The following is a 21,282-nucleotide window of genomic DNA, read 5'->3' on the forward strand; positions in this document are numbered from 1 at the left end:
TTGGTATATAAGAATGCTAAAGTTTTTGTTTTAAATTTAGATTGTGAAAATCAAAACTAAAATCTGTAACACTTGGTGCAGCTGCTTTTAAAGAGATATTTTTCACCGTATTTTTAGATGTCATTTCAAAATTAATAAACGCATCCGCCTCTAATAATTTATCATTCCACCTTACAATAAAGGTATTACCTGTATAGTGCTCTAATTTACCCTTAAGTTGTTCAGTATGGGTAAAATCAATTAATAACTGATTATCTTTTTCAATAATATTGACATCACCATACCAACTATCTACAAATTCACCTGTATAATGTTTTAAAGGTAATGCCGCTTGAACATCTTTAACATCATCTAACTTAGCTTTTGCATAGGCTTTGTCTTTACCTGCAAAATGTTTAACAGCTAATTCTTCTACCCAATCTTTGTCTTTAAGGTGCAGTGCATCTTCTAATACTTCATGAGTGATAGCAGATAAAGCACTAAATGCTTGCTGATTAGAAAGAATTACAATACCTAAGTTTTTCTCTGGCACTAATGTCACTTGTGAAACCATGCCTAAAATACCACCGCCATGACCTACTTTTTTATATCCTTGATAATCTTCTATGCTCCAACCTAAGCCGTAACCACTAAATTGTTGTCTGTGGCTATCAAAGCCCTTTTGAGATGCCATCTTAGTAATGTGCGGATGCCACATTTCTTTTTGTTGTTTTTCAGTGAAAAGCTGTTCGCCATTAGTCATTTTACCTTGCGCTAATTGCACTTTTAACCAGCTACTCATTTCTACAACGTTTGATGCAATTGCACCTGCACCACGGAAATCCTCTAAATAGTTAACAAAAAATGGATTTAATTGGCCATCAAATGGAATGTGTCCTGTTGCCCAGTTTTTATTATCTTTGTCGATTCGAGAAAAGCCCGCTTTAGACGCATTCATTCCTAATGGTTTTAGGATGTTTTTCTCTGTAAAATCTTGCCAACTCATACCAGATACACGCGCAATTACCTCGCCCGCAGTCACAAACATTAAGTTGTTATAAGCGTATTTAGAACGAAAGCTAGAAACAGGCTTTAAATGTCGTAGGCTATCCAAAATATCAGGCATATCTTTATTGGTATCAGGCCAAATCATCAAATCACCCGCACCTAAACCTAAGCCACTTCTGTGACTTAATAAATCACGAATCGTCATTTCTCGCGTGACATAGGCATCGTATAAACGAAATTCGGGAATATGATCTATTACTTTATCATCCCAATTAAGCTTTCCTTGATCAGCTAACATACCAATGCCAGCAGCAGTAAATGCTTTGGTATTGGAGGCGATACCAAATAAAGTTTCTTTATTAACTTTTTCGCCAGTATCTAAATGCTTAACACCAAAGCCTTTAGCCATAATCACTTTATCATCTTCGACTACGGCAATAGCCAAACCCGGCACATTAAAGCGTGCCATAGAGTTCTCTACAATTGTTGATATTTTATCAGCGTCTACTTGGGCAACTGATGAAAAACTCAAAGATGCGGCTAACATCCCTGAAAATATCGCGCTTAATTTTTTCATTTTTATTCTCTTTATAATTTTTTAATTATTCGCTTTATCAAATACAGCTAATAACAAAGGATTTGCCGATTCTTTTAGCTCATTACTTATCGTTTTATCTGCTTTTTTAAACATACTGCGTAGGTGTGGCTTTAAGTGGGGTAATATTTTATTTTTATTTTCGCCTTTTAATTTTGCAATCAAGGCAAGGCTAAAAATCAACTCAGGCTCAGGTAAAGCAGGCTGTCTGTTAGCATAAGCATTAAAACAAGAACCACAACCACCTTTAAACTGATAAGCAGTATTACTCAGCATGACACCAAACCCTAAAAACCCCGCAATTAACTCACTGACTTGCGGTAATAGTGCTTCTCCACCAGGCGGTAACTCTCTACCATGGTGAATTAAAATTAATGCTAATGTTTGTGCAAAAGAAGCCACCATATCTTGAGGCTGATTTATTTGATTTGGGTTATACGATACATAAATCACTTGATCATTCATGCTGTCATTTACCAGCTTTGCATTTTCTCCACGTAAACGCGGTGAAAACTGCCAATTAGGAAAAGCAACTGACTGCATTTGGCTTGGTTCAACTAATTTCAAAGGCCAGTTTTGCATACCAGCATAATTAACTACGTGATTAAATACATTTTGTGCCATGCCGAATACACTATTAACCTGATCAGGAAAATAATGATTATTAGGTAAAATGATTTCTGTTTTGTCTAGAAAATGCAGTCCATCAAAACGCTCAAAAGCCCAAACAAAAGTATCTAATACCCAATTTTGCTCTTCGGTTGCTAATAATGGTTTAGATTTAAAAATTGATAACATAATTAATTCTTAGTTGGTTGATTAGCCCATTGCCAAGCTTGGGTATTATAAAGAGGCACCGTTGATAAAGCATGATGATGACTACCGCTTGACTCTTTAGTTGAGTACGATAAATACATCAACGTTTTAGTCTCTTCATCATAAATACGTCTCACCTTTAAGCTTTTAAACAATATGCTTTTAGACTCTTTAAAAACTACCTCACCATTTTTGGAAAAATCAATTTTTTGTAATTGTTCAGCTAAAATAGGACCAGTTTGACGACACGCAATTGACATATCTGAAGGGTCGGAAAAATCTAAATCAGCTTCAACATGACTTATATGGCATGTAATGCCAGAGATTTTAGGATCGCTCTTTGCTTTTATAACCACATCTTTTGTAGTGAATAAACCTAAACTTACTTTACCTGCATTATCTGAACATGCCGATAACATTAATATGCTTAATGCTAAAAATATAACTTTATAATTCATAGATTTTTTTCTTATATAAATAATTGTCATCAGCATAATGAACATTAGAGCGAAGTTAAAGCTTATTTTAATACCCTAAATTTGATACTCTACCGCTAGAGTTATGCGCTAAGCTTCTTTTATTAAAGGAAATAAATATGAATAAAACCCTTCTTTCTCTCATATCTGCCAGTATTTTATTTGCTTTTTCACCTGTTTCTAACGCAAAAATCATTGTAGGTGGTGCTGTTGGTAAAACATTTAGCCAAAGAATGGAAACTCAAGAGCTGCAAAAAATAGAAGTTAAAGACGGTACTCACTTTAATTTAACGATAGAAAGAAGCATTCCTAATGCGAAATATGGTGTGTTTTATTCTAATATGTCGACCCACTTAAAAAATGAAAAAGACAAAAAACTCGATTTTAATTACTTATTATTTCAAAGCGCGATAGATGTACCATTAGGTCAAGATTTATCAGGCTATTTTGGCGCTCATTTAGGTATTAATAATATAAAACCTAACTGGTCAGAGTCGGATACCTACTTTGCTACAGGTCTTTATGGTGGTGTTGAGTATCATTTATCAGAAGCAATGAGAGTCTCTTTTGAAACTCGCTGGTTAACGACAATCGTAGATAACAATAGTAAAACCACCTGCGAAGCCGAAAATAAAGAAGAAGACGATAACTGTTTATGGCATTTTGATGGCGATTTACTTAATCAATTTCAAACGAGTATTGGCTTTAGCTACCGCTTTTAACTCGATATTAATAACCCTAATCTCTTAGGCATTAATTTCTTTTAATGCCTTTTAAACTATTTAATTCTCTTTTTTACATCTTGTCTTTTAAAATCAATAAAGTAAAAGCTTTTAATTTTCATCGCAAATCAGCCTTTTAACATCAAAATAAGGTATATTAGATCTTAATTAATGCACGTTTTAAATTACGATTTAAGGTAAAACATGATTCAACTTTTAAATGCTAATAACCAAGGTATCCCATTAAATATTTTATCAACAGATGGTTTTGATGCTTGGCTATCACAACAAAATGAACTTGTTCAAAACTGGTTAAAGCAAACGCAATTTAAAGGTGCCGGTTTATCTTTAATACCTGATCACACAGGGGCTTTAACGCAAGTAGTATTTGTTGTAGAAACACCTGAGCATTTCTTTTCATGTGGTGAACTGGCCAAGCAATTACCCTCTGGACAATATTCATTAAAAGCAGATGTTGCATATCATGAAGCCATCGCTTTTTCATGGGCGATTGGTTGTTACCAATTTGATGTATATAAAACTGTTGAAAAACCCCAGGTTTCTTTAGGTTTAGCAACTCAGGAACTAGCAGATAAAGTATTAAAGCAAGTTGAAGCAACTAGCTTAGTGCGTGATTTAATTAACATGCCACCTGCTGATATGATGCCTGAACATTTAGCACAAACTATGCGTGATTTAGCCCAGCAGTTTGGTGCTGATATGTCTCAATTAATTGGCGATGAATTGTTAGAACACAATTATCCAACAATTCATGCTGTAGGCCGTGCAAGCTGTCATAAACCAAGACTACTTGATTTAACTTGGGGAGATGAAAAACATCCTAAAGTCACTTTAGTGGGCAAAGGCGTATGTTTTGACTCTGGCGGTTTAGATTTAAAACCAAAAGTTGGCATGCGTAATATGAAAAAAGACATGGGCGGTGCAGCTCATGTTATTGGTTTAGCACAGTTAATCATGGCTAATAATTTACCAATTAGATTACGTGTATTAGTACCCGCAGTAGAAAATGCAGTATCTAGTAATGCGTTACGCCCAGGTGACGTTGTAAAAACACGCCAAGGTTTAACAGTTGAAATTGATAATACCGATGCAGAAGGTAGATTAGTATTATGTGATGCGTTAAATGAAGCGCAAAATGATGATCCTGAGTTATTAATTGATTTCGCAACTTTAACGGGGGCTATGCGCATTGCTTTAGGTACTGAGCTACCAGGTTTCTTCTCTACAAATCGTAAAATTGCCCACGATATTATTGATGCCGGTGATGATGTATTTGATCCTGTATGGCAAATGCCTTTATATCAGCCATATAAAGAGCTATTCAAAAGCGAAGTTGCTGATATGACAAACTGCCCAACAGTACCGCAAGGTGCAGCAATTTGTGCAGCCTTATATCTACAATACTTTGTTGATGAAAATACAGATTGGTTACACTTTGATGTGATGGCGTGGAATAACCGTAAACTATCTGGTCGCCCATTAGGTGGCGAAGCATTTGGTATTCGTGCTGTTTACTCATATTTAGCGTCAAGATTTAATACTTAATACATTTCCTTATATTAAATAAATAAAAAAACCGCGAAAGCGGTTTTTTTATTTCATTTTAAGCACATCTTTTTTATAACGATTCTATATCTATACAAGCTAACGGTGGTGAAGCAGTTAAACAAGTATCATTAAAAAAAGCATCTATTAGCCAATTCGATTTAAATCACAATGGTAAAAAGTAGCTGTTTTAGCAAAAAAACCTAAAGAAAAAGAAAATAAAGAGCTTGTAAAACTAGGTTTTAAAACTGAAATTTACGAAGAAGATTTACAATTTAAGAAATTATTTATTGCTACTTAAGATTCTAATAAGAAACCTAAAAAACAAACTATCAAAGACAATATCTTTTCAATTTCATTTAGCCCGATTGATAATAAACTACTTGTTAAATTACAGCCAAGCCCATTAATTGACGAGATTTACATGAAGTCGCTTTGGCAAATAAAACTAATTTATTTTTTATGTTTAATTTTAAAAACCAGAACAACTCAAAATACTGATAAATAACAATTAAAAGCTAACACTTTCGACAGGAATTTACAGTATCAATAAAACTTAACAGGTCAATACAAAAATCAATTAATTATTCAGTCCAAACTTTAGCCAACCAAATTTAGTATTTGTGCCGCTTATTCATAAAAAATGAGAGGTAATTGTTATGCCAAAAATGAGCCTAGTACAGGTAAAATTAACTATCACTTTATCTTTAAGTTTCTCGACAGCATCAAATATACAGGTTGGATCGGTTGCGAATACAAACCAAAAACCACCACAAGAAGTTGCACAAAAAGCAGATATCATTATCACTATGGTATCAGATACCCCACAAGTTGAAGATGTACTGTTTGGTTAAAGCGGTGTTATTAACGGTTTAGACGCAGGTAAAATTGTAATAGATATGAGTTCTATTTCACCTATGGCAACTAAAGAATTTGCTAAACGCATAAACGCTGTAGATTGTGAATATGTCGATGCGCCTGTTTCTGGCGGTAAAGTAGGCGCTAAAGCTGCAAGCCGACAATTATGGTAGGTGCTAAACAAGAAGCTTTTGATCGTGTTAAACCAATTCTTGATTTAATGGGTAAAATATCACTTTAGTTGGTGGTAATGGTGATGGCCAAACATGTAAAGTAGCGAACCAAATTATAGTGGCACTTAACATTGAAGCGGTCAGTGAAGCCTTAGTATTTGCATCTAAAGCAGGCGCAGATCCAGCTAAAGTACGTGAAGCACTTATGGGCGGACTTGCTTCATCTAAAATTTTAGAAGTACATGGCGAACGCATGATCAAACGTACTTTTGATCCTGGTTTTAGAATTAGTTTACATCAAAAAGATCTAAACTTAGCATTAAGTGCAGCAAAAGAGCTTGAAATGAGCCTGCCAAATACCGCAAGCACACAACAGTTATTTAATACTTGTTGTGCAAATGGTGGTGTTAATGAAGATCATTCAGCACTGGTGAAGTCTATAGAACTAATGGCTAACCACACATTAACACAATAAGTTTTAATATCGACATAGGGTTTTACAGCTTATGTCGATATTCTTTATAGCTAAATGACTTTTATATTACAGGTATTCAAAAGGTTATTTAGCTATAGAGTGTCAGTATAAAAACTAACATATGGAGAGCAACTATGGACAACTCACAATCTGAGCTCAGTTCTCAAACAGAAATTAAAGATCCTGAAGCGTTTCTAATTGATCTTTTTCATACTGCTGTTAACGCAGCACATCCAAAAGAAGTTTTGGCTAAGTATTTACCTAAAGATACCAATAAACGTGCTGTTGTCATTGGCGCAGGCAAAGCAGCAGCTTCTATGGCGCAAGCCTTAGAGCAGCATTGGCAAGGTCCATTATCTGGTTTGGTAGTAACACGATATGGTCATAATGAAAGCTGTAAACATATTGAAGTTGTTGAAGCTGCGCATCCTGTGCCTGATGATGCAGGGCAAGCTGTGGCAAAACGCATAATGCAATTAGTTGAAGGCTTAACTGAAGATGATGTGGTGATTTGTTTAATATCTGGAGGCGGTTCTTCTTTATTATCTTTACCCGCTGAGGGCATTAAATTATCTGATAAACAAGCGATCAATAAAGCACTATTAAAATCAGGCGCAGCCATTGATGAAATGAATTGTGTACGCAAACATTTATCAGCTATTAAAGGTGGCCGATTAGCAAAAGCTTGCTTCCCTGCTACGATTCATACTTATGCGATTTCAGATGTACCTGGTGATGAAGCAACAGTGATTGCATCTGGACCAACAGTGGCAGATCCAACTACATCAGCGCAAGCACTATCTATTTTAGAAAATTATAATATTAATATTCCTGATAATGTAAAAGCTTGGTTGCAAAGCCCAGCATCAGAAACCTTAAAAGCAGATGATCCTGCGCTTAAAAATACACACTTTACTTTAATTGCCACACCAAAAGACGCACTTGATGCAGTACAAAAACAGATAGAAAAAATAGGCATAAAAGCACTCGTATTAGGTGATAAAATTGAAGGTGAATCAAAAGAAGTTGCTAAGGTTCACGGTGCAATAGCACTAAATATTGCTGAAAATGCGCAACCAGTAACACCTCCTAGTGTAATTTTATCCGGTGGTGAAACCACGGTAACCCTAAAAGGCACTGGACGTGGCGGTCGAAATGCTGAGTTTTTATTAAGCCTTGCCATTTCATTGCAAAAAAAGCAACAATATTATGCCGTTGCAGCTGATACCGATGGCATAGATGGTTCAGAGGATAACGCAGGTTGTTTGCTAACGCCACAAACCTATATCAGCGCAGAACATCAGCAATTAAACCTTGAGAATTACCTTGATAACAATGATAGTTATGGTTTTTTTGAAGCTACAGAACAACTTTTAAAAACAGGCCCAACAAGAACCAATGTAAATGATTTTAGAGCTATTTTAATTTTATAAACAATTGAAAATTCATATTTTTAAACATACTCACGTAGCCTAACAATCGTGATTTAGGCTAATTTACACGCCTTTCACCTTGGAGAAAAAACAAACATCTTTTGTGTGAAAATCAAGCTATAAATTCGTTTCATTTCAACTTAACACAAGTGACAAGAATAGATAGCATTGATGTTACAGATATGTTAAAACGATTTGATTTACATAGAAGTAAATAACCTAGACTATTAATGAACTTGATAAATTTTAAGCAATAAACAACTTAAAATAAAAACGCAATAATAGTTATAGATGAATTAATAATCATATGTTTTATAAAAAACAAACATATGACAAAGCACTATTAAATATCGGCTTTTCAACTCTTTTAGGCTAGAACTCGCCGATTATCTCAACCAGGGAATAACTTTAAATAGTATTATTACATTTATTAAAATTTTAACTTCAATAATATAAGCCATACTCTTTTATTGGCTATTAAAAACGAAATAAGGGAACATCTATGTCTGCAAAAGTATATTCAGCGTTAATAGCAACTGCGCTTTTATCAACTTCAGTAAGTGCCAAGCAATTTTGGAGCGATACTAGCTTCACTTTACTTAAAGGTAGTGATTATGAAGTAGGTGAAAGTGAAAGAAATGTTTTCACACTTGAGCATGCCAGCGGTCATACCTGGGGAAACATATTTGCTTTTGTAGATAGATTAAGCCCTAAAAATAGTGACGATAAAGAAGTGTATGGCGAAGTTGGCATGACTTTTAACCTTATGCGGCAAAAAGAAAGCTTTATTAAAGATGTATACGTAGCAACTCAGTGGGAATACGGTTCTTCATCTGGTGCTTTTGGTATGTCACAAGATAACTACTTATTAGGTGCAGGTGTTAACCTTGATATTCCTGGTTCAACTTTCTTCAACGTAAACCTATACCGTAGAAACAATGAACATGGTGATGCAAACAATCAGCTGACTCTTGCTTGGGCATTCCCTTTTGCTGATGGTTTTGTTTACGATGGTTTTATGGATGCTGTTGATAGCACAGATAGTTCAGTCTCTAGCTATAACATCACATCACAACTTAAATATGACTTTGGCCAACATATGGGTGTTGAAAAGAACAAATTATATGCCGGTATTGAGTATGTATATTGGCACAACAAGTTTGGCATAGATGGCATCACAGAGAAAAACGCTAACCTATTGCTTCAGTGGCACTTTTAATACAAATCCCCCAACCAATTCATCATTCCAAATTGCAATCAAAGGGCAGCTGAAAAGCTGCTTTTTTTTGACCTTATATTACCATTCTAAATTAATCACAAAACCACATAATAAGATTACAAATTTAATATCATTAATTCGTTATAAATAACAATCCAACCTCATTTTAAGTTTTACATCATGAGCAAAAATACAGGCTTTACCCTTACTGAACTGATCATTACCATTATAGTTTTATCAATCTTATCATTATCTGCTTTACCTAAGTTTTTAAACCTAAATGATGATGCAACTCAAGCATCCCTAAAAGGCCATAAAGCAGCCTTAGTAGATTCTCTAGCACTATTAAAAGGAAAACATATCATAGCAGGAGAGCCTAATCAGCTTGTATTAAATGGGTATACGCTAAATTTTTTGTTGCCAATAATCACCCATCAGCAATACATACCCACCAAGATTGCAAGAATATATGGCTTTCATTGATGCAAAGTGGTGATATTGATATTCAGCGAGACCATGCGACTTGTGAATACAAGCCATTTAAAGACAGTGGTTTGATTACATACAATAGTGAAACAGGCATTGTTTCTATAAAATAAAAAACTCCATGCCCGCAGGCTATGGAGTTTTTAATTGCTTAACAATTTAATTTTAGTCTATAAATTTAACTTCTGCTAAATCGCATAAGTATGGTAAAAATTTTATGGTAAAAATATAAACTTAGCAACAAACAGTGCCGTTAACGCCCAAACACCTGATGATATTTCTTTATGTTTACCAGTACCCGCCTTCATCACTGTATAAGTAATAAAACCAATTGCAATACCGTTAGCAATAGAGAAAGTAAATGCCATCATAACTGTGGTTAATGCCGCTGGCGCAAACTCTGTCATATCATTCCAGTCAATGTTTTTAAGTGACGACATCATCACCATAGCAACATAAATTAATGCGCCATTTACAGCAAATCCAGGCAACATTTGAGCTAATGGTAAAAAGAATACACCCAGTGCAAACAAACCACCGATAGCGACAGCAGTTAAGCCTGTACGACCACCAGCTGAAACACCCGCAGCCGATTCAACATAAGAGGTCACAGGTGGACAACCAAATGCAGTACCAATTACAGAAGAGATAGAGTCAGCTTTTAAAGACTTATTCAAACCTTTAATATTACCTTTATCATCTTGAAGACCAGCACGCTCTGCCACACCCATTAAGGTACCCGCAGTATCAAAGATATTTACAAATAAGAAAGTCACAATTACAGGGATCATAGCAACTTCAAGTGCGCCCATAATATCTAACTTCATAAAAATAGGCGCAATTGCAGCAAAATCAGGAATAGCTAATAAGCCACCACCGGGGTAAGACACAAATCCCGAAGCTGGTGCCCAAGCTTTTGCTTTTTCTGCAACCGTAAAGAAGTCACCAGGCATCATAAATGCCACTATTGTGGTTACTGCAATACCAATAATCACAGCGCCAAATACTTTGCGGTAACTTAAAACCGCAATTAATAGAAAGCTTAATAAACCAAGCGCAGGTGCTTCAGGTCCAAATTCACCAAAACCAAAGTGTGTCAAATCACCTAATGCAACAACATTATCTGGGTTAGACACAACTATGCCTGTAAAGCGCAAACCTATAAATCCTAAGAACAATCCGACACCTGCGGTCATCGCAAGCCGTAAACTCATAGGTATGCTCTCTAACATCCACGCCCTAAGCCGAGTTACACTCATAATTACAAACAAACAACCCGAAAGAAACACTGCCCCAAGTGCGATTTCCCAGCTGTAATTCATTTGTAAAACAACGGTAAAGGTGAAAAAGGCATTAAGCCCCATACCCGGCGCCAAACCAACTGGCCAGTTTGCATATAAGCCCATAAAAATTGTGGCAATAGCTGCACCTAAACAGGTCGCAAGGAATAATCCGTCAAATGGCATGCCGGTTTTAGACATGATTATTGGATTTAAAAACATGATGTAAGACATAGTGACAAAGGTCGTTAACCCAGCCATAAGCTCTGTTTTAACATTAGTTCGATGTGCTGATAGTTTAAATAATCGCTCTAACAACCCGACCCGGGCAGAATGATTATTAACTGACTGATTTACTTGTTCCATGGTTTCAGTTCTCTCGTTTATGTTATCAATATAAGGTTTATTATTTGACAGTTTTATTTTATTAACACGCTAGCAACATCAACACTAATCACTATTGACACAAGTGTCGACTTTTAATTGTTTAATTTTAACGCTAAATTTGATTTTTAATTATGCAGCTAAACACAAGAATATATGTCCCTTTTTTGTATTGTGATTAAACAAAGTAAATCGACTTCTATACAATAAAAAAACAGCATATTTACTGCTAAAATCCATTAAAAGAGTCTAAATAGAGCGAATAGATATAAAATAGATTAGGAAAAAACTTATTTTTAACGATATAAAAACAGGGGAAGAATAAATGGATTTTTACTATGACCCAAAATACAAACTACTACAAAAACTTAATACATATATGTGATAGCGCCCTATTACACTTATATATACAAATTGATATTAATGGGAAATTTGCAACAAAGGATTTTAGAAATCAAACCTTAGTTAAATTTTTAAAACCTAAAATAAAACTTACTGTAATGGTCAACTCAACTTGGAGACTTCTTTAGGCACTTTTTAGTAATTTCATTTCATATTCTGCTGGTGAAATATTTCCTAACTTATAATGGCGGCGCTTTTGATTATAAAATGGTTCTATATAATCAATAATATCGGCTATCGCTTCACTCCTCGTTTGATAACGACGATAATTAACTCGCTCAGATTTTAAACTGCGAAAAAACCTTTCTGTAACAGCATTATCTAAACAATTTCCTCGGCGACTCATACTCGCTTTAATATCATATTCATTTAGCGTTTCTTGAAATGTTTCACTCGTATATTGGACTCCCTGGTCACTATGGAATATAACGTCATCATTTGGTTGTCGTTTATTTACTGCTAAGCGTATTGCTCTTGTTGTTAACTCACTATTTGGTTTATCTGAGAATGCCCAACTAATTACTTTACGCGAGCATAAATCCATAATCACAGCTAAATAAAGCCAGCCTTGTTGTGTTCGGATATAGGTAATATCGCCAGACCAAAGTGTATTTAGCTGCTCAGGGTTAAATTGCCTATTCAAGTGATTTGGTGCGATAACTGATGTTTTACCACCTGATGGATAACTATGTTGCTTAGGTCGTTTAGCTACAAGCTTTAACCGCTTCATTACTGTTCTAACTTTATGAATACCTAGGTTAAAACCCATCGACTGAAGCTCTATTAGCATTCTGCGTTTGCCATAAGTTGCATCCATATCAACATGAACTTGCTTCATGGCCGCTTCGAGTGTTACTTGTTCAGCATTTATAACTTTAGGCTTTGAACGATAATAAAATGTACTTGCCGCAATCGATAAGCACCGACAAATTTTCTGAACTTTATTTCCTGCCTTCTTCAACATAACAGCCACTTGCTGCCGTTGTTCATTTCCATAGCGAAAAAGGCCGACGCTTTTTTTAATAGTTGATTATCACTTTTTAACTGTTTTATTTGTTTTTCTAACTCTAAAATACGTATTTGTTCAGGAGATAAAGCACTCGCTTTTGGTGTGATACCTTGTTGCTCTTTTTTATACTGACTGATCCAACGCTGAATTGAAGATAACCCTACGCCCATAGCTACCGCTGTATCTTTATGTTTGTAGCCATGTACAATCACTAGCTCTGCACATTCACGTTTAGATTCTGCTGATAATATTTTCTTTGGCATTTTTGACCTCGTTATTTTTGATAATAATACCTCTAACGAAGTCTCTAGTTAAATTCTACCTTTACACTACAAGCTTTATACATTCACGTTTGAATTCAGCTCATAATATTTTTTGCATTTTACCATTGTTATTTTAGATAATACCTAAAACGTAGCCTCTAGTTAAATTTTACCGTTACACAAAGTTACAACTGAATTAAAACTCTTTAATTTTAGAAACTTAAGAAGAGTAAAACACATTTCAAGCTGTAGCTTGTAGCTTGTAGCTTGTATTATTGATAGAATTATACATATATGATAATGCTAACTGGAAAAATATAATGACTAAAAAAGATGCCTTAATAGGTTACAGTGGATTTGTCGGTAGCACACTTTTAAAACAAAAAAAATTCAATGGCTTATACCGCTCAACTAATATAACTGAGATTAGAAACAAGTCATTTGATACTGTCGTTTGTGCTGGAGCTCCCGCTGTGAAATGGTTAGCGAACAAGGATCCAGAGCAAGATAAACAGAGTATACAAGACTTAATCTCACATTTGTCGACCATAAAATGTGAACAATTCATATTAATTAGTACGGTAGATGTCTTTCAAAACCCTAATCAAGCAACTGAATCAACTTCAATTGACACATCGGGTCTTCATCCCTACGGCCTCCACAGGTATGAGCTTGAAGAGTTTGTAAAGGCTAATTTTTTAAATCATCTTATCATTCGCCTACCAGGCCTAGTTGGCCCTGGGCTTAAAAAGAATATCATTTATGACTTTTTAAACAACAATAATTTAGAGGCTATAGATAGCGGTGGTGTTTTCCAGTTTTACCCTATGGTAAACTTATGGCCAGATATCCAAGTTGCTATTAAGAACAACTGTAATCTTTTACATTTAACGGCTGAACCATTATCTGTTAGTGATATTGCAAAAGAGTGTTTTAACTTAGATTTTGACAATAAATTAAGTGATACGCCTGCTAGTTATGACTTTCAAACAGAGGTCTCTCATTTATTTCATACTGAGCAACCTTATCAATACTCTAAAAAAGAAACATTATTAGCGATTCGTTCTTATGCTCAATCAGAAACTAAGAAAGAGGTGAATAATGATATCAATCTCTAATATTGCTTGGGATGTAGCCAAGGATGAGGATGTTGCTAAAGTTTTAAACGACTATGCCGTTCCTTACATCGACATAGCACCTCCAAAATACTTTGACATACCTAGCCAAGCAGAAGAAAGAAAAATCTTAGAGGTAAAGCATTACTGGAATAGTAAGGGAGTCGAACCTATTGGGATGCAAGCCCTCTTGTTTGGTACTACTGGCCTTAATGTTTTTGGAACAAGTGAAACACAAAACTTGCTTTTACAGCATTTAACTCATATTTGTAGAATAGGAAGCTCTCTTGGTGCGAAAAAACTTGTTTTTGGCTCACCTAAAAACAGAGACCGCTCTCATTTAGACGATAATCAAACACTAAAAATGTCGGTCGATTTCTTTAGACGCTTAGGTGCTATAGCTGAGAGTTATGGTGTTGTTATATGTCTAGAGCCTAACCCTGAATGTTATCAAGCGAACTTTATGACGAACAGCATTGATACAGCGGTTATTGTACAAGAAGTTAATCACGCTCATATTCGAATGCAGCTTGATATTGGTGCAATGGATATCAACAATGAAGACCCTGCTAAAATTATAAAATCAGTAGCGCCCATTATTCATCACATTCATATTAGTGAACCACAACTTGCTCCATTGAACCAAAATAACCCCTATCACAAAAAAGCAGCTGAAGCGATACAAACCTATTTGCCAGAAATGCCTATGACAATTGAAATGCTAACAACCAACTCTTACTCATCAATTAAGCAAATACGAAATGCAATAGAGCTAATGCAACAAGTTTATAGAGGCTTATAGATGAAATGGTTAATTTTGGTTTTGGGTATTTTTTCAAATGCATCAGCAAGTGTTTTGATTAAGGTTGCGATGACTAATACATCCGCACCAATACAGCTTAGTAAGCCGTTGTCTATCATTGGAAACATTCCGTTAGTCTCGGGGCTTAGCCTGTATGGATTAGCTTTCATACTCTATGCCGTTGCTCTAACATACCTACCTTTAAATGTAGCCCACCCTACATTAACTAGCGGCTCCATTGCGTTAGTCGCAATCGCTTCAGTTGCTTTTTTTGGTGAAACACTCTCTCCTATCAATATAGCAGGCATCTTATTAATAACTCTTGGGGTTGTTGCGTTAACAATTAATTAACTTATGTATAAAAATGTAGATATCACAATTATTGGCGGTGGTTTTTTTGGCTTATATCTTGCCGAATATTACTCTCTGTTGAACAAAAAAGTATTGATCATCGAAAAAGAAAACGATGCGATGCAAAGAGCTTCATATAACAATCAGGCTCGTGTTCATAATGGGTATCATTACCCTAGAAGCGTCCTTACAGCTTTACGTTCACGCATCTCTTTTCCTCGGTTTGTTGACGAGTTCGCATCATGTATTGATAATGATTTTGATAAGTATTACATGATATCTAATCGGTTAGGTAAAGTTACCCCTAACCAATTTGAAAAGTTCTGTGATCGAATAGGTGCATCGCACGAGCCTGCATCATCGGCAATACATCAGTTAGTTAAACCTAATATGATTGATAGCATCTTCAAGGTAAAGGAGTTTGCATTTAATTCAACCCTTTTGAAAGAAACTATGTTAAACAGATTGCAAAATAATAATGTTGAAATTTTGTTTAATCACGAAGTGTCTAAAATTAAAAAAAACAATTCTAACTTAGAGCTTACCGTTACCTCAGGTACAGAAATACAAAAGGTTACGAGCAAACAAGTGTTTAACTGCACTTATTCATTGTTGAACTCTGTCTTATCAGAGTCGAGTCTTGAACTTATTCCTTTAAGACATGAAATGACAGAAATGTGCATTGTTGATGTCCCTGATGAATTGAAAAAAGTTGGTATTACTGTAATGTGCGGTCCATTTTTTTCCATTATGCCTTTTCCATCTAAACAAGCACATTCTTTTAGTCATGTACGTTATACACCACATTACGAGTGGGATGATAATAACGAAAATTCTTATTTAAATGCTCATAAATTGGCAAAAGAAAACCTGCGAAAAAGTGCATTTAAAAAAATGCAATTAGATGCTCAACGTTATATCCCGATGCTAGAAGATATAAATTATAAAGAATCGTTATGGGAAGTAAAAACAATTTTGCCTCGCAGTGGTACAGATGATTCACGCCCGATTTTATTTAAAGCAAATTATGGATTAGAAGGCTTACACTGCGTAATGGGTGGGAAAATTGATAATGTGTATGACGTGATACAAACAATTAATGAATTAGGATTAGATAAATGATAAAAAGCGATACTTTTATCTCTGTTGTATTAATCGTTAAAAATCAAACAGAGAAGTTAATAGGGTATATAGATAAACTATCCCCATACTTAGACCATCACCTTAATGACTATGAAATTGTCATTATCGATCAAAACTCCAAAGATGGTTTAGAGAACGAGCTCCCAAAATCACTTGCAACTCATCAATCGATAAGGCATATCCGTTTATCTCAAGAGGAAAGTAATGATGTTGCTCTTGCTGCTGGGCTAGAGAATGCAATCGGAGATTTTGTTATCAATTTAAATATTGAAAGTGATGATGTAGAAATAGTATTGCCATTAATGGAATATGCTTTATTAGGTAATGATATTATTATATGCACATCAAATAAAGTAACTTCTTATTTTTATAAGAAAATTAAAATAGTATCAACTGGGTTGCTAAAATCTATAGGGTATACATTGCCAAATGACAGTACAGGAACGTTTTGCTTTAGCAGAAGATCTGTCAATGCCATTACAGAGTCAGGCCGTTACTACTGCAAATTGCATATGAGAATGGCCAATATTGGTTATAATCTCCACCCATTCGATGCCAATCAATACACACATACCAATAAGAAAAAGAACATAACACGTGGTATAACTGAAACTCTTCATCATATGGTGTTTAACTCAACAAAACCACTTCGTTGGATGAGTTTTTTAGGCGTTATAGGCAGTATTCTAGCTATGTTTTTTTCAATTTATAGCCTATTAGTACATTTAATTAATGACACTGTAGCTTCAGGTTGGACAACAACAATCCTCTTTATGTCAATGTTATTTGCCATTTTATTCACGATGCTATCATTTTTTGGTGAGTATCTAGCTAGGTTATTAAATGACCGTAGTGAACACAAAGATTATAACGTTGTATATGAGAAAAATAGCTCTGTTATGTTAAATGAGAATCGTAGCAATGTTTTATTCACCTCAGTTAATAATGAAATGAATAACAAACAGGAAAGAATAAATGATAATACATTCAGCTAATCATCAAGTTCCAAGTTATGATGAAGTGTTTACTTCAAAAAAAAGGCACGATTATTGTGTTGCAATATTTGTTATCAATGAAGGCAAAAAGCTACATAAACAATTACAACGAATGAAAGATTCTCATCTAAATGTGGATGTCATCATATCTGATGGAGGAAGTACGGATGGGTCAACAGATACACAAACACTGCAAGCATTGAATGTTAATACATTACTCGTGAAGAAAGAAGCAGGCAAGCTTGGTAGCCAAATGAGAATTGCCTTTTCTTGGGCGCTGAAAAAGGGCTACAAAGGAGTCGTAGTAATTGATGGCAATAATAAGGATAGTGTTAAAAATATAAATGATTTTGTCATAAAACTAGAAGAAGGTTATGACCATATTCAAGGCTCTAGATTTATCCCTGGAGGTAAGGCTATTAACACACCAATATCCCGATTACTAGGACTAAAACTTTTACATGTGCCAATGATGAGAATGGCCTCAGGTTTTAAGTATACAGATACTACGAATGGCTTCAGAGCCTACAGCAAAAACTTATTACTTGATGATAATATGGCTGTATTTAGAGATGTATTCACAAGTTATGAGTTTCATTATTACTTAGCTATTACAGCAGCAAAAAAAGGTTTTAAATGTATAGAAATCCCGGTAACAAGAACTTATCCGAAGGGAAAAGTGCCAACTAAAATATCACCAATAAAAGGTAATTTAGGCGTTATCAAAACTTTATTTAAAACTTCTTTAGGGTTTTACAATGAAAAGTAATAACTTCCTATCCCAATCTATACACCTTATTGTGGCATTTATATTCTCTTTGATGATAGCTATATTATATTACAAAATTAATATAATTAACATTGACCCCTATGATCAATTTATATATGGGGATACCATTAATGCTTCATATAGCAAACTTACCGACTATAGATTTTTACTTATATTATTCAGTCTGTTTCTTTTCTCTTTCTTTATTTTTGATAAATTTAAAGTCATAACGAAATGTATAAATGGATACAGTAGCCTCTTAACATTCCTACCCCTAATAAAAAGCAATAAGTTTACGTCCATTATTTTTGACTTCCTTTTGGTTGTACTTTTCTCTTACTTATCTAGTAAGGTTTTATTTAGCATAATAGGGTGGGAGCATTACTCAACATTTAATCGAAATGTGTTTATTATCTCAATTATGGTGATTTCGCTCTCTTTTAAGCAAAGAGCACCGTTAGTCTCTCAATTATTTTTTTCTGTTTCGCCTTTAGTCTATTTGAATGAAAGTTATATTTTTAACGGTGACGTCATTCATTTCCCCCCTTCTGATAATTTAAGCTACCTTATCTATTTTATATCTTTGATTACGCTAATCATTTCAATTAATGATGTAATGAAAAATAATAGCAAAATTAATTTCTCATTTTTGGTTTTTGTTTGCGTAGCATTAATAGGTGAAGGTAGTCGGATTTATGCTTTAGATGAGTATCACCTTGGTGAGGTGTTTACTAATTTTCATCAGGGCATTACTTTAAATCAAGCATATTACTCAGAATATATTCCTACTAAAGGTTTTATGCATACTTTTACAGGTTTATTGAATAACACTTTCTACGACGGTGGTTATACTACCATCGGATTGTCTTTAAAACTATCAGCACTGATTACAGTAATATTAGCGTTGGGAGTTCTTGGCTTTTTCTATAGTAAATTTATCCTCTTAATTCTTTTATGTATCGGCCTGCCCTTCACAGGACATTACGCACCGATATTAATTGGTATTTGTATACTAAGTAGTAAAAGAGTAGTAAATGATAGTTACAACTTCATGATAGCCTCATTATTATTCTCCTTTTTTTACTTTGTTTATTATAATGCGTTTGCCATTGCTTTCGGACTTGTAATTCTTCCTATTCTTATTTATCACTTAAAAGAGATAGTCATTCATAAATATCACCCTAATAAATTGCAATCTATTTCGTTTATTATTGGGATGCTTATTTTAATTTTCCTTTTTAATTATATTACTTCATCAGTAGCTTATGTTCTATCAAATAGCTCAAGTAACTTATTCTACTGGGGAAATTCAGGCACTTTCGAATCATTGTTAAAAAGTAATTTATGGGTATTAATACCCATAGTCCTTTCTTTTCTTATCTATACTAAAAATCTGGTTATTAATAAAGACAATATATTGTGGCTTTGCTTTTTTATTATATTCCCCTTCGTCATTTTATCCTATCTTGAAGGAAGAGCTGATGGTCGATTTTCTCGAGCCTTTCTTTTCACAGCCTTCTGCGCACCAATGATTTTTGCATTCATCAACAACAAGAGTGTTGAACTTAATAAAGTCACTAAGTTGATATTATCATCACTTTTTATAATTATTTACTTCATTACTAGCAACCCTGCATGGATTAAAATTAAAGGTATTAACAATTTCCATCGCGTATTTTCAGACAAAGGCATTGATAATAAGCACATATTAATAGATGAAAATGAAATACCTAATTTAGGTGATGGCTTTATAAAGAAAAGAAGGTATCAAGACCTAAAAAACGAGTATGAGCTTATTAGTAATTTATCAAGCAATGAGACATTTTTATTAATAGATAAATATGTTACGCAAAGTGCTCGTTATTCAATCTATGATAAATTAACGCCAACTTTAAATCATTCTATTCTTAATGTAAGTAGCTTAGAGTTACAAAACAAAGAGTTAGTCAAAGTTAAAAACTCTAATGTGGAAATAATAAGAGTTTCTAATGGAGTTCGTCGGTATCATCTTTTCTTTAATTACTTATCATCCTTAAACTTTAAGTTTATATCATTTAAGGGTAGAGACTATCTTGTTTCACCTGAAGTATTCTCATCTATAGAAAATAAACTTGACTTCATTGTTAATAATTCTTTTGAACAAAAATACTCTACTAACCAATTTGGTTTACTTCCAATTAAATGGGGTAGTGCTCTAAGCAATCAGTTGTCTAACCTAGTAAATGCTAGAGTAGATGAATCATTTTCTAAGAGTAATAGTATTAATAATTTTAGCAATATTGTTAGTGGCAAGGATCCTTGGCTCTTATATGATATAAAGAATCAACTTAGGCCATTAGAGATTGATTTAATAAATTTAAACTTTAGTCTAAGTAAAGATGTCATATGTAACTCTCAATTATTTTGGGATGATGGGGGTGGTTTTAGTGAAGCTAAGTCAATAAGATTTAATATAGGCAATGGCGACAACGTAATCCCCATACATATGAACTACGACTGGAGAACCTCTTCTGAAATTTTGGGAATCCGAGTTGATATTGATAGCTGTAATAATAAGAAAGTGACCTTAAATAAAATTGAGGCCTATAAATATAACTTCCACATAAAAGATTAATTTATAAGTGATAAAGTTGGTGGAGGACTAGAGTTCTCCACTAACATTAAGCTCTACTGTGACAGTATTTTTGTGTTTGTTAATTGTGTAGTGGTACAGTAATTTTGACCAACTAGTTAGAGGAGATATAATTCATCTCAGTATTTTTATAGGTGACTCAATGAAAAACAGGTGGACTTCCCTGATTTCACTAGACAGATTTCAATTCAGAAAATAATCTTCTTCAAACTTAGCTGGTGAAATACCGCAGTGTATGAGTGAAGCTTTTTAGGATTGAAGAACATTTCTATAAATTAAATACCTCAGCTTTCGCATCATTACGAGTTGTGTATATCTTATTTCAGACAAT

Annotated in this window: 18 protein-coding genes and 1 pseudogene; 13 read left to right on the forward strand and 6 right to left on the reverse strand. The window is 34.2% G+C overall.

The features are described 5' to 3' along the window. Window positions 1–16: 16 nt before the first annotated feature. From PSA_RS17245 to PSA_RS17255, 3 genes are read right to left on the reverse strand one after another with little or no spacing between them, the layout of a single operon-like run. Window positions 17–1,564, reverse strand: a complete 1,548-nt coding sequence (locus PSA_RS17245) for a serine hydrolase (RefSeq protein WP_371257829.1) — start codon at window positions 1,562–1,564, stop codon at window positions 17–19. Window positions 1,565–1,585: 21 nt separating this feature from the next. Further along, window positions 1,586–2,380 (reverse strand): hypothetical protein, encoded by a 795-nt coding sequence (locus tag PSA_RS17250; RefSeq protein WP_042150547.1) that lies wholly within the window; start codon window positions 2,378–2,380, stop codon window positions 1,586–1,588. A 2-nt stretch (window positions 2,381–2,382) separates the two neighbouring features. Continuing rightward, window positions 2,383–2,856, reverse strand: a complete 474-nt coding sequence (locus PSA_RS17255) for a CreA family protein (protein WP_042150548.1) — start codon at window positions 2,854–2,856, stop codon at window positions 2,383–2,385. A 137-nt stretch (window positions 2,857–2,993) separates the two neighbouring features. Here PSA_RS17255 and PSA_RS17260 point away from each other — a divergent pair, with 137 nt between their 5' ends. The 6 genes and pseudogenes from PSA_RS17260 to PSA_RS17285 all read left to right on the forward strand — a co-directional run bounded on the left by PSA_RS17260 (window position 2,994) and on the right by PSA_RS17285 (window position 9,803). Then, on the forward strand, window positions 2,994–3,596 hold the full coding sequence (locus PSA_RS17260; RefSeq protein WP_042150550.1) for an outer membrane beta-barrel protein: 603 nt from the start codon (window positions 2,994–2,996) through the stop codon (window positions 3,594–3,596). Window positions 3,597–3,800: 204 nt separating this feature from the next. Then, window positions 3,801–5,162 carry a M17 family metallopeptidase gene (locus PSA_RS17265; RefSeq protein ID WP_042150552.1) on the forward strand — a complete coding sequence of 454 codons (1,362 nt, stop codon included), beginning with the start codon at window positions 3,801–3,803 and terminating at the stop codon, window positions 5,160–5,162. Between the two features lie 731 nt (window positions 5,163–5,893). Beyond that, window positions 5,894–6,668, forward strand: a pseudogene (locus PSA_RS26985) (2-hydroxy-3-oxopropionate reductase); the annotation flags it as partial. Window positions 6,669–6,802: 134 nt separating this feature from the next. Then, window positions 6,803–8,101: a glycerate kinase gene (locus tag PSA_RS17275; RefSeq protein WP_042150555.1), complete on the forward strand. Its 1,299-nt coding sequence runs from the start codon at window positions 6,803–6,805 to the stop codon at window positions 8,099–8,101. Window positions 8,102–8,603: 502 nt separating this feature from the next. Next, entirely contained in the window at window positions 8,604–9,320 is a 717-nt protein-coding gene (locus PSA_RS17280) for a hypothetical protein (protein WP_042150557.1), read from the forward strand. Between the two features lie 180 nt (window positions 9,321–9,500). Further along, window positions 9,501–9,803: a type II secretion system protein gene (locus tag PSA_RS17285; RefSeq protein WP_052380186.1), complete on the forward strand. Its 303-nt coding sequence runs from the start codon at window positions 9,501–9,503 to the stop codon at window positions 9,801–9,803. Window positions 9,804–10,021: 218 nt separating this feature from the next. Here PSA_RS17285 and PSA_RS17290 read toward each other — a convergent pair whose 3' ends face one another. The 3 genes from PSA_RS17290 to PSA_RS17305 form a co-directional block, all read right to left on the reverse strand. After that, window positions 10,022–11,452 (reverse strand): NCS2 family permease, encoded by a 1,431-nt coding sequence (locus tag PSA_RS17290; RefSeq protein ID WP_042150559.1) that lies wholly within the window; start codon window positions 11,450–11,452, stop codon window positions 10,022–10,024. Window positions 11,453–11,996: 544 nt separating this feature from the next. After that, entirely contained in the window at window positions 11,997–12,836 is an 840-nt protein-coding gene (locus PSA_RS17300) for an IS3 family transposase (RefSeq protein WP_231665283.1), read from the reverse strand. Further along, window positions 12,830–13,144 carry a transposase gene (locus PSA_RS17305; protein ID WP_042150574.1) on the reverse strand — a complete coding sequence of 105 codons (315 nt, stop codon included), beginning with the start codon at window positions 13,142–13,144 and terminating at the stop codon, window positions 12,830–12,832. Before PSA_RS17305 ends, PSA_RS17300 begins: the two co-directional genes overlap by 7 nt. Before the next feature lie 320 nt (window positions 13,145–13,464). On the opposite strand from PSA_RS17305, the gene PSA_RS17310 reads away from it, so the two are divergent. The 7 genes from PSA_RS17310 to PSA_RS17340 are packed head-to-tail and all read left to right on the forward strand — an operon-like array spanning window position 13,465 to window position 20,933. Beyond that, window positions 13,465–14,262: a pyridine nucleotide transhydrogenase gene (locus PSA_RS17310; RefSeq protein ID WP_042150576.1), complete on the forward strand. Its 798-nt coding sequence runs from the start codon at window positions 13,465–13,467 to the stop codon at window positions 14,260–14,262. Next, window positions 14,246–15,061 carry a sugar phosphate isomerase/epimerase gene (locus tag PSA_RS17315; protein ID WP_042150578.1) on the forward strand — a complete coding sequence of 272 codons (816 nt, stop codon included), beginning with the start codon at window positions 14,246–14,248 and terminating at the stop codon, window positions 15,059–15,061. The genes PSA_RS17310 and PSA_RS17315 overlap by 17 nt, the downstream gene beginning before the upstream one ends. Next, entirely contained in the window at window positions 15,062–15,412 is a 351-nt protein-coding gene (locus PSA_RS24720; protein WP_042150580.1) for a multidrug efflux SMR transporter, read from the forward strand. Between the two features lie 3 nt (window positions 15,413–15,415). Next, entirely contained in the window at window positions 15,416–16,534 is a 1,119-nt protein-coding gene (locus tag PSA_RS17325) for an FAD-dependent oxidoreductase (protein ID WP_042150582.1), read from the forward strand. Continuing rightward, window positions 16,531–17,550 (forward strand): glycosyltransferase family 2 protein, encoded by a 1,020-nt coding sequence (locus tag PSA_RS17330; RefSeq protein ID WP_042150583.1) that lies wholly within the window; start codon window positions 16,531–16,533, stop codon window positions 17,548–17,550. The genes PSA_RS17325 and PSA_RS17330 overlap by 4 nt, the downstream gene beginning before the upstream one ends. Beyond that, a complete protein-coding gene (locus PSA_RS17335) occupies window positions 17,531–18,319 on the forward strand; it encodes a glycosyltransferase family 2 protein (protein ID WP_042150585.1) in 789 nt (262 codons plus the stop codon). Before PSA_RS17330 ends, PSA_RS17335 begins: the two co-directional genes overlap by 20 nt. Beyond that, window positions 18,309–20,933: a hypothetical protein gene (locus PSA_RS17340; protein ID WP_042150587.1), complete on the forward strand. Its 2,625-nt coding sequence runs from the start codon at window positions 18,309–18,311 to the stop codon at window positions 20,931–20,933. The genes PSA_RS17335 and PSA_RS17340 overlap by 11 nt, the downstream gene beginning before the upstream one ends. The last annotated feature ends 349 nt before the right edge of the window (window positions 20,934–21,282 follow it).

The sequence above is a fragment of the Pseudoalteromonas sp. '520P1 No. 423' genome (assembly GCF_001269985.1).
Classification (GTDB): Bacteria; Pseudomonadota; Gammaproteobacteria; order Enterobacterales; family Alteromonadaceae; genus Pseudoalteromonas.

Excerpts from the sequence above, each read along its gene's own strand:
- PSA_RS17245 (WP_371257829.1), bottom strand. The coding sequence starts at position 1,564 with ATGAAAAAATTAAGCGCGATATTTTCAGGGATGTTAGCCGCATCTTTG.
- PSA_RS17250 (WP_042150547.1), bottom strand. The coding sequence starts at position 2,380 with ATGTTATCAATTTTTAAATCTAAACCATTATTAGCAACCGAAGAGCAA.
- PSA_RS17255 (WP_042150548.1), bottom strand. The coding sequence starts at position 2,856 with ATGAATTATAAAGTTATATTTTTAGCATTAAGCATATTAATGTTATCG.
- PSA_RS17260 (WP_042150550.1), top strand. The coding sequence starts at position 2,994 with ATGAATAAAACCCTTCTTTCTCTCATATCTGCCAGTATTTTATTTGCT.
- PSA_RS17265 (WP_042150552.1), top strand. The coding sequence starts at position 3,801 with ATGATTCAACTTTTAAATGCTAATAACCAAGGTATCCCATTAAATATT.
- PSA_RS17275 (WP_042150555.1), top strand. The coding sequence starts at position 6,803 with ATGGACAACTCACAATCTGAGCTCAGTTCTCAAACAGAAATTAAAGAT.
- PSA_RS17280 (WP_042150557.1), top strand. The coding sequence starts at position 8,604 with ATGTCTGCAAAAGTATATTCAGCGTTAATAGCAACTGCGCTTTTATCA.
- PSA_RS17285 (WP_052380186.1), top strand. The coding sequence starts at position 9,501 with ATGAGCAAAAATACAGGCTTTACCCTTACTGAACTGATCATTACCATT.
- PSA_RS17290 (WP_042150559.1), bottom strand. The coding sequence starts at position 11,452 with ATGGAACAAGTAAATCAGTCAGTTAATAATCATTCTGCCCGGGTCGGG.
- PSA_RS17300 (WP_231665283.1), bottom strand. The coding sequence starts at position 12,836 with ATGTTGAAGAAGGCAGGAAATAAAGTTCAGAAAATTTGTCGGTGCTTA.
- PSA_RS17305 (WP_042150574.1), bottom strand. The coding sequence starts at position 13,144 with ATGCCAAAGAAAATATTATCAGCAGAATCTAAACGTGAATGTGCAGAG.
- PSA_RS17310 (WP_042150576.1), top strand. The coding sequence starts at position 13,465 with ATGACTAAAAAAGATGCCTTAATAGGTTACAGTGGATTTGTCGGTAGC.
- PSA_RS17315 (WP_042150578.1), top strand. The coding sequence starts at position 14,246 with ATGATATCAATCTCTAATATTGCTTGGGATGTAGCCAAGGATGAGGAT.
- PSA_RS24720 (WP_042150580.1), top strand. The coding sequence starts at position 15,062 with ATGAAATGGTTAATTTTGGTTTTGGGTATTTTTTCAAATGCATCAGCA.
- PSA_RS17325 (WP_042150582.1), top strand. The coding sequence starts at position 15,416 with ATGTATAAAAATGTAGATATCACAATTATTGGCGGTGGTTTTTTTGGC.
- PSA_RS17330 (WP_042150583.1), top strand. The coding sequence starts at position 16,531 with ATGATAAAAAGCGATACTTTTATCTCTGTTGTATTAATCGTTAAAAAT.
- PSA_RS17335 (WP_042150585.1), top strand. The coding sequence starts at position 17,531 with ATGATAATACATTCAGCTAATCATCAAGTTCCAAGTTATGATGAAGTG.
- PSA_RS17340 (WP_042150587.1), top strand. The coding sequence starts at position 18,309 with ATGAAAAGTAATAACTTCCTATCCCAATCTATACACCTTATTGTGGCA.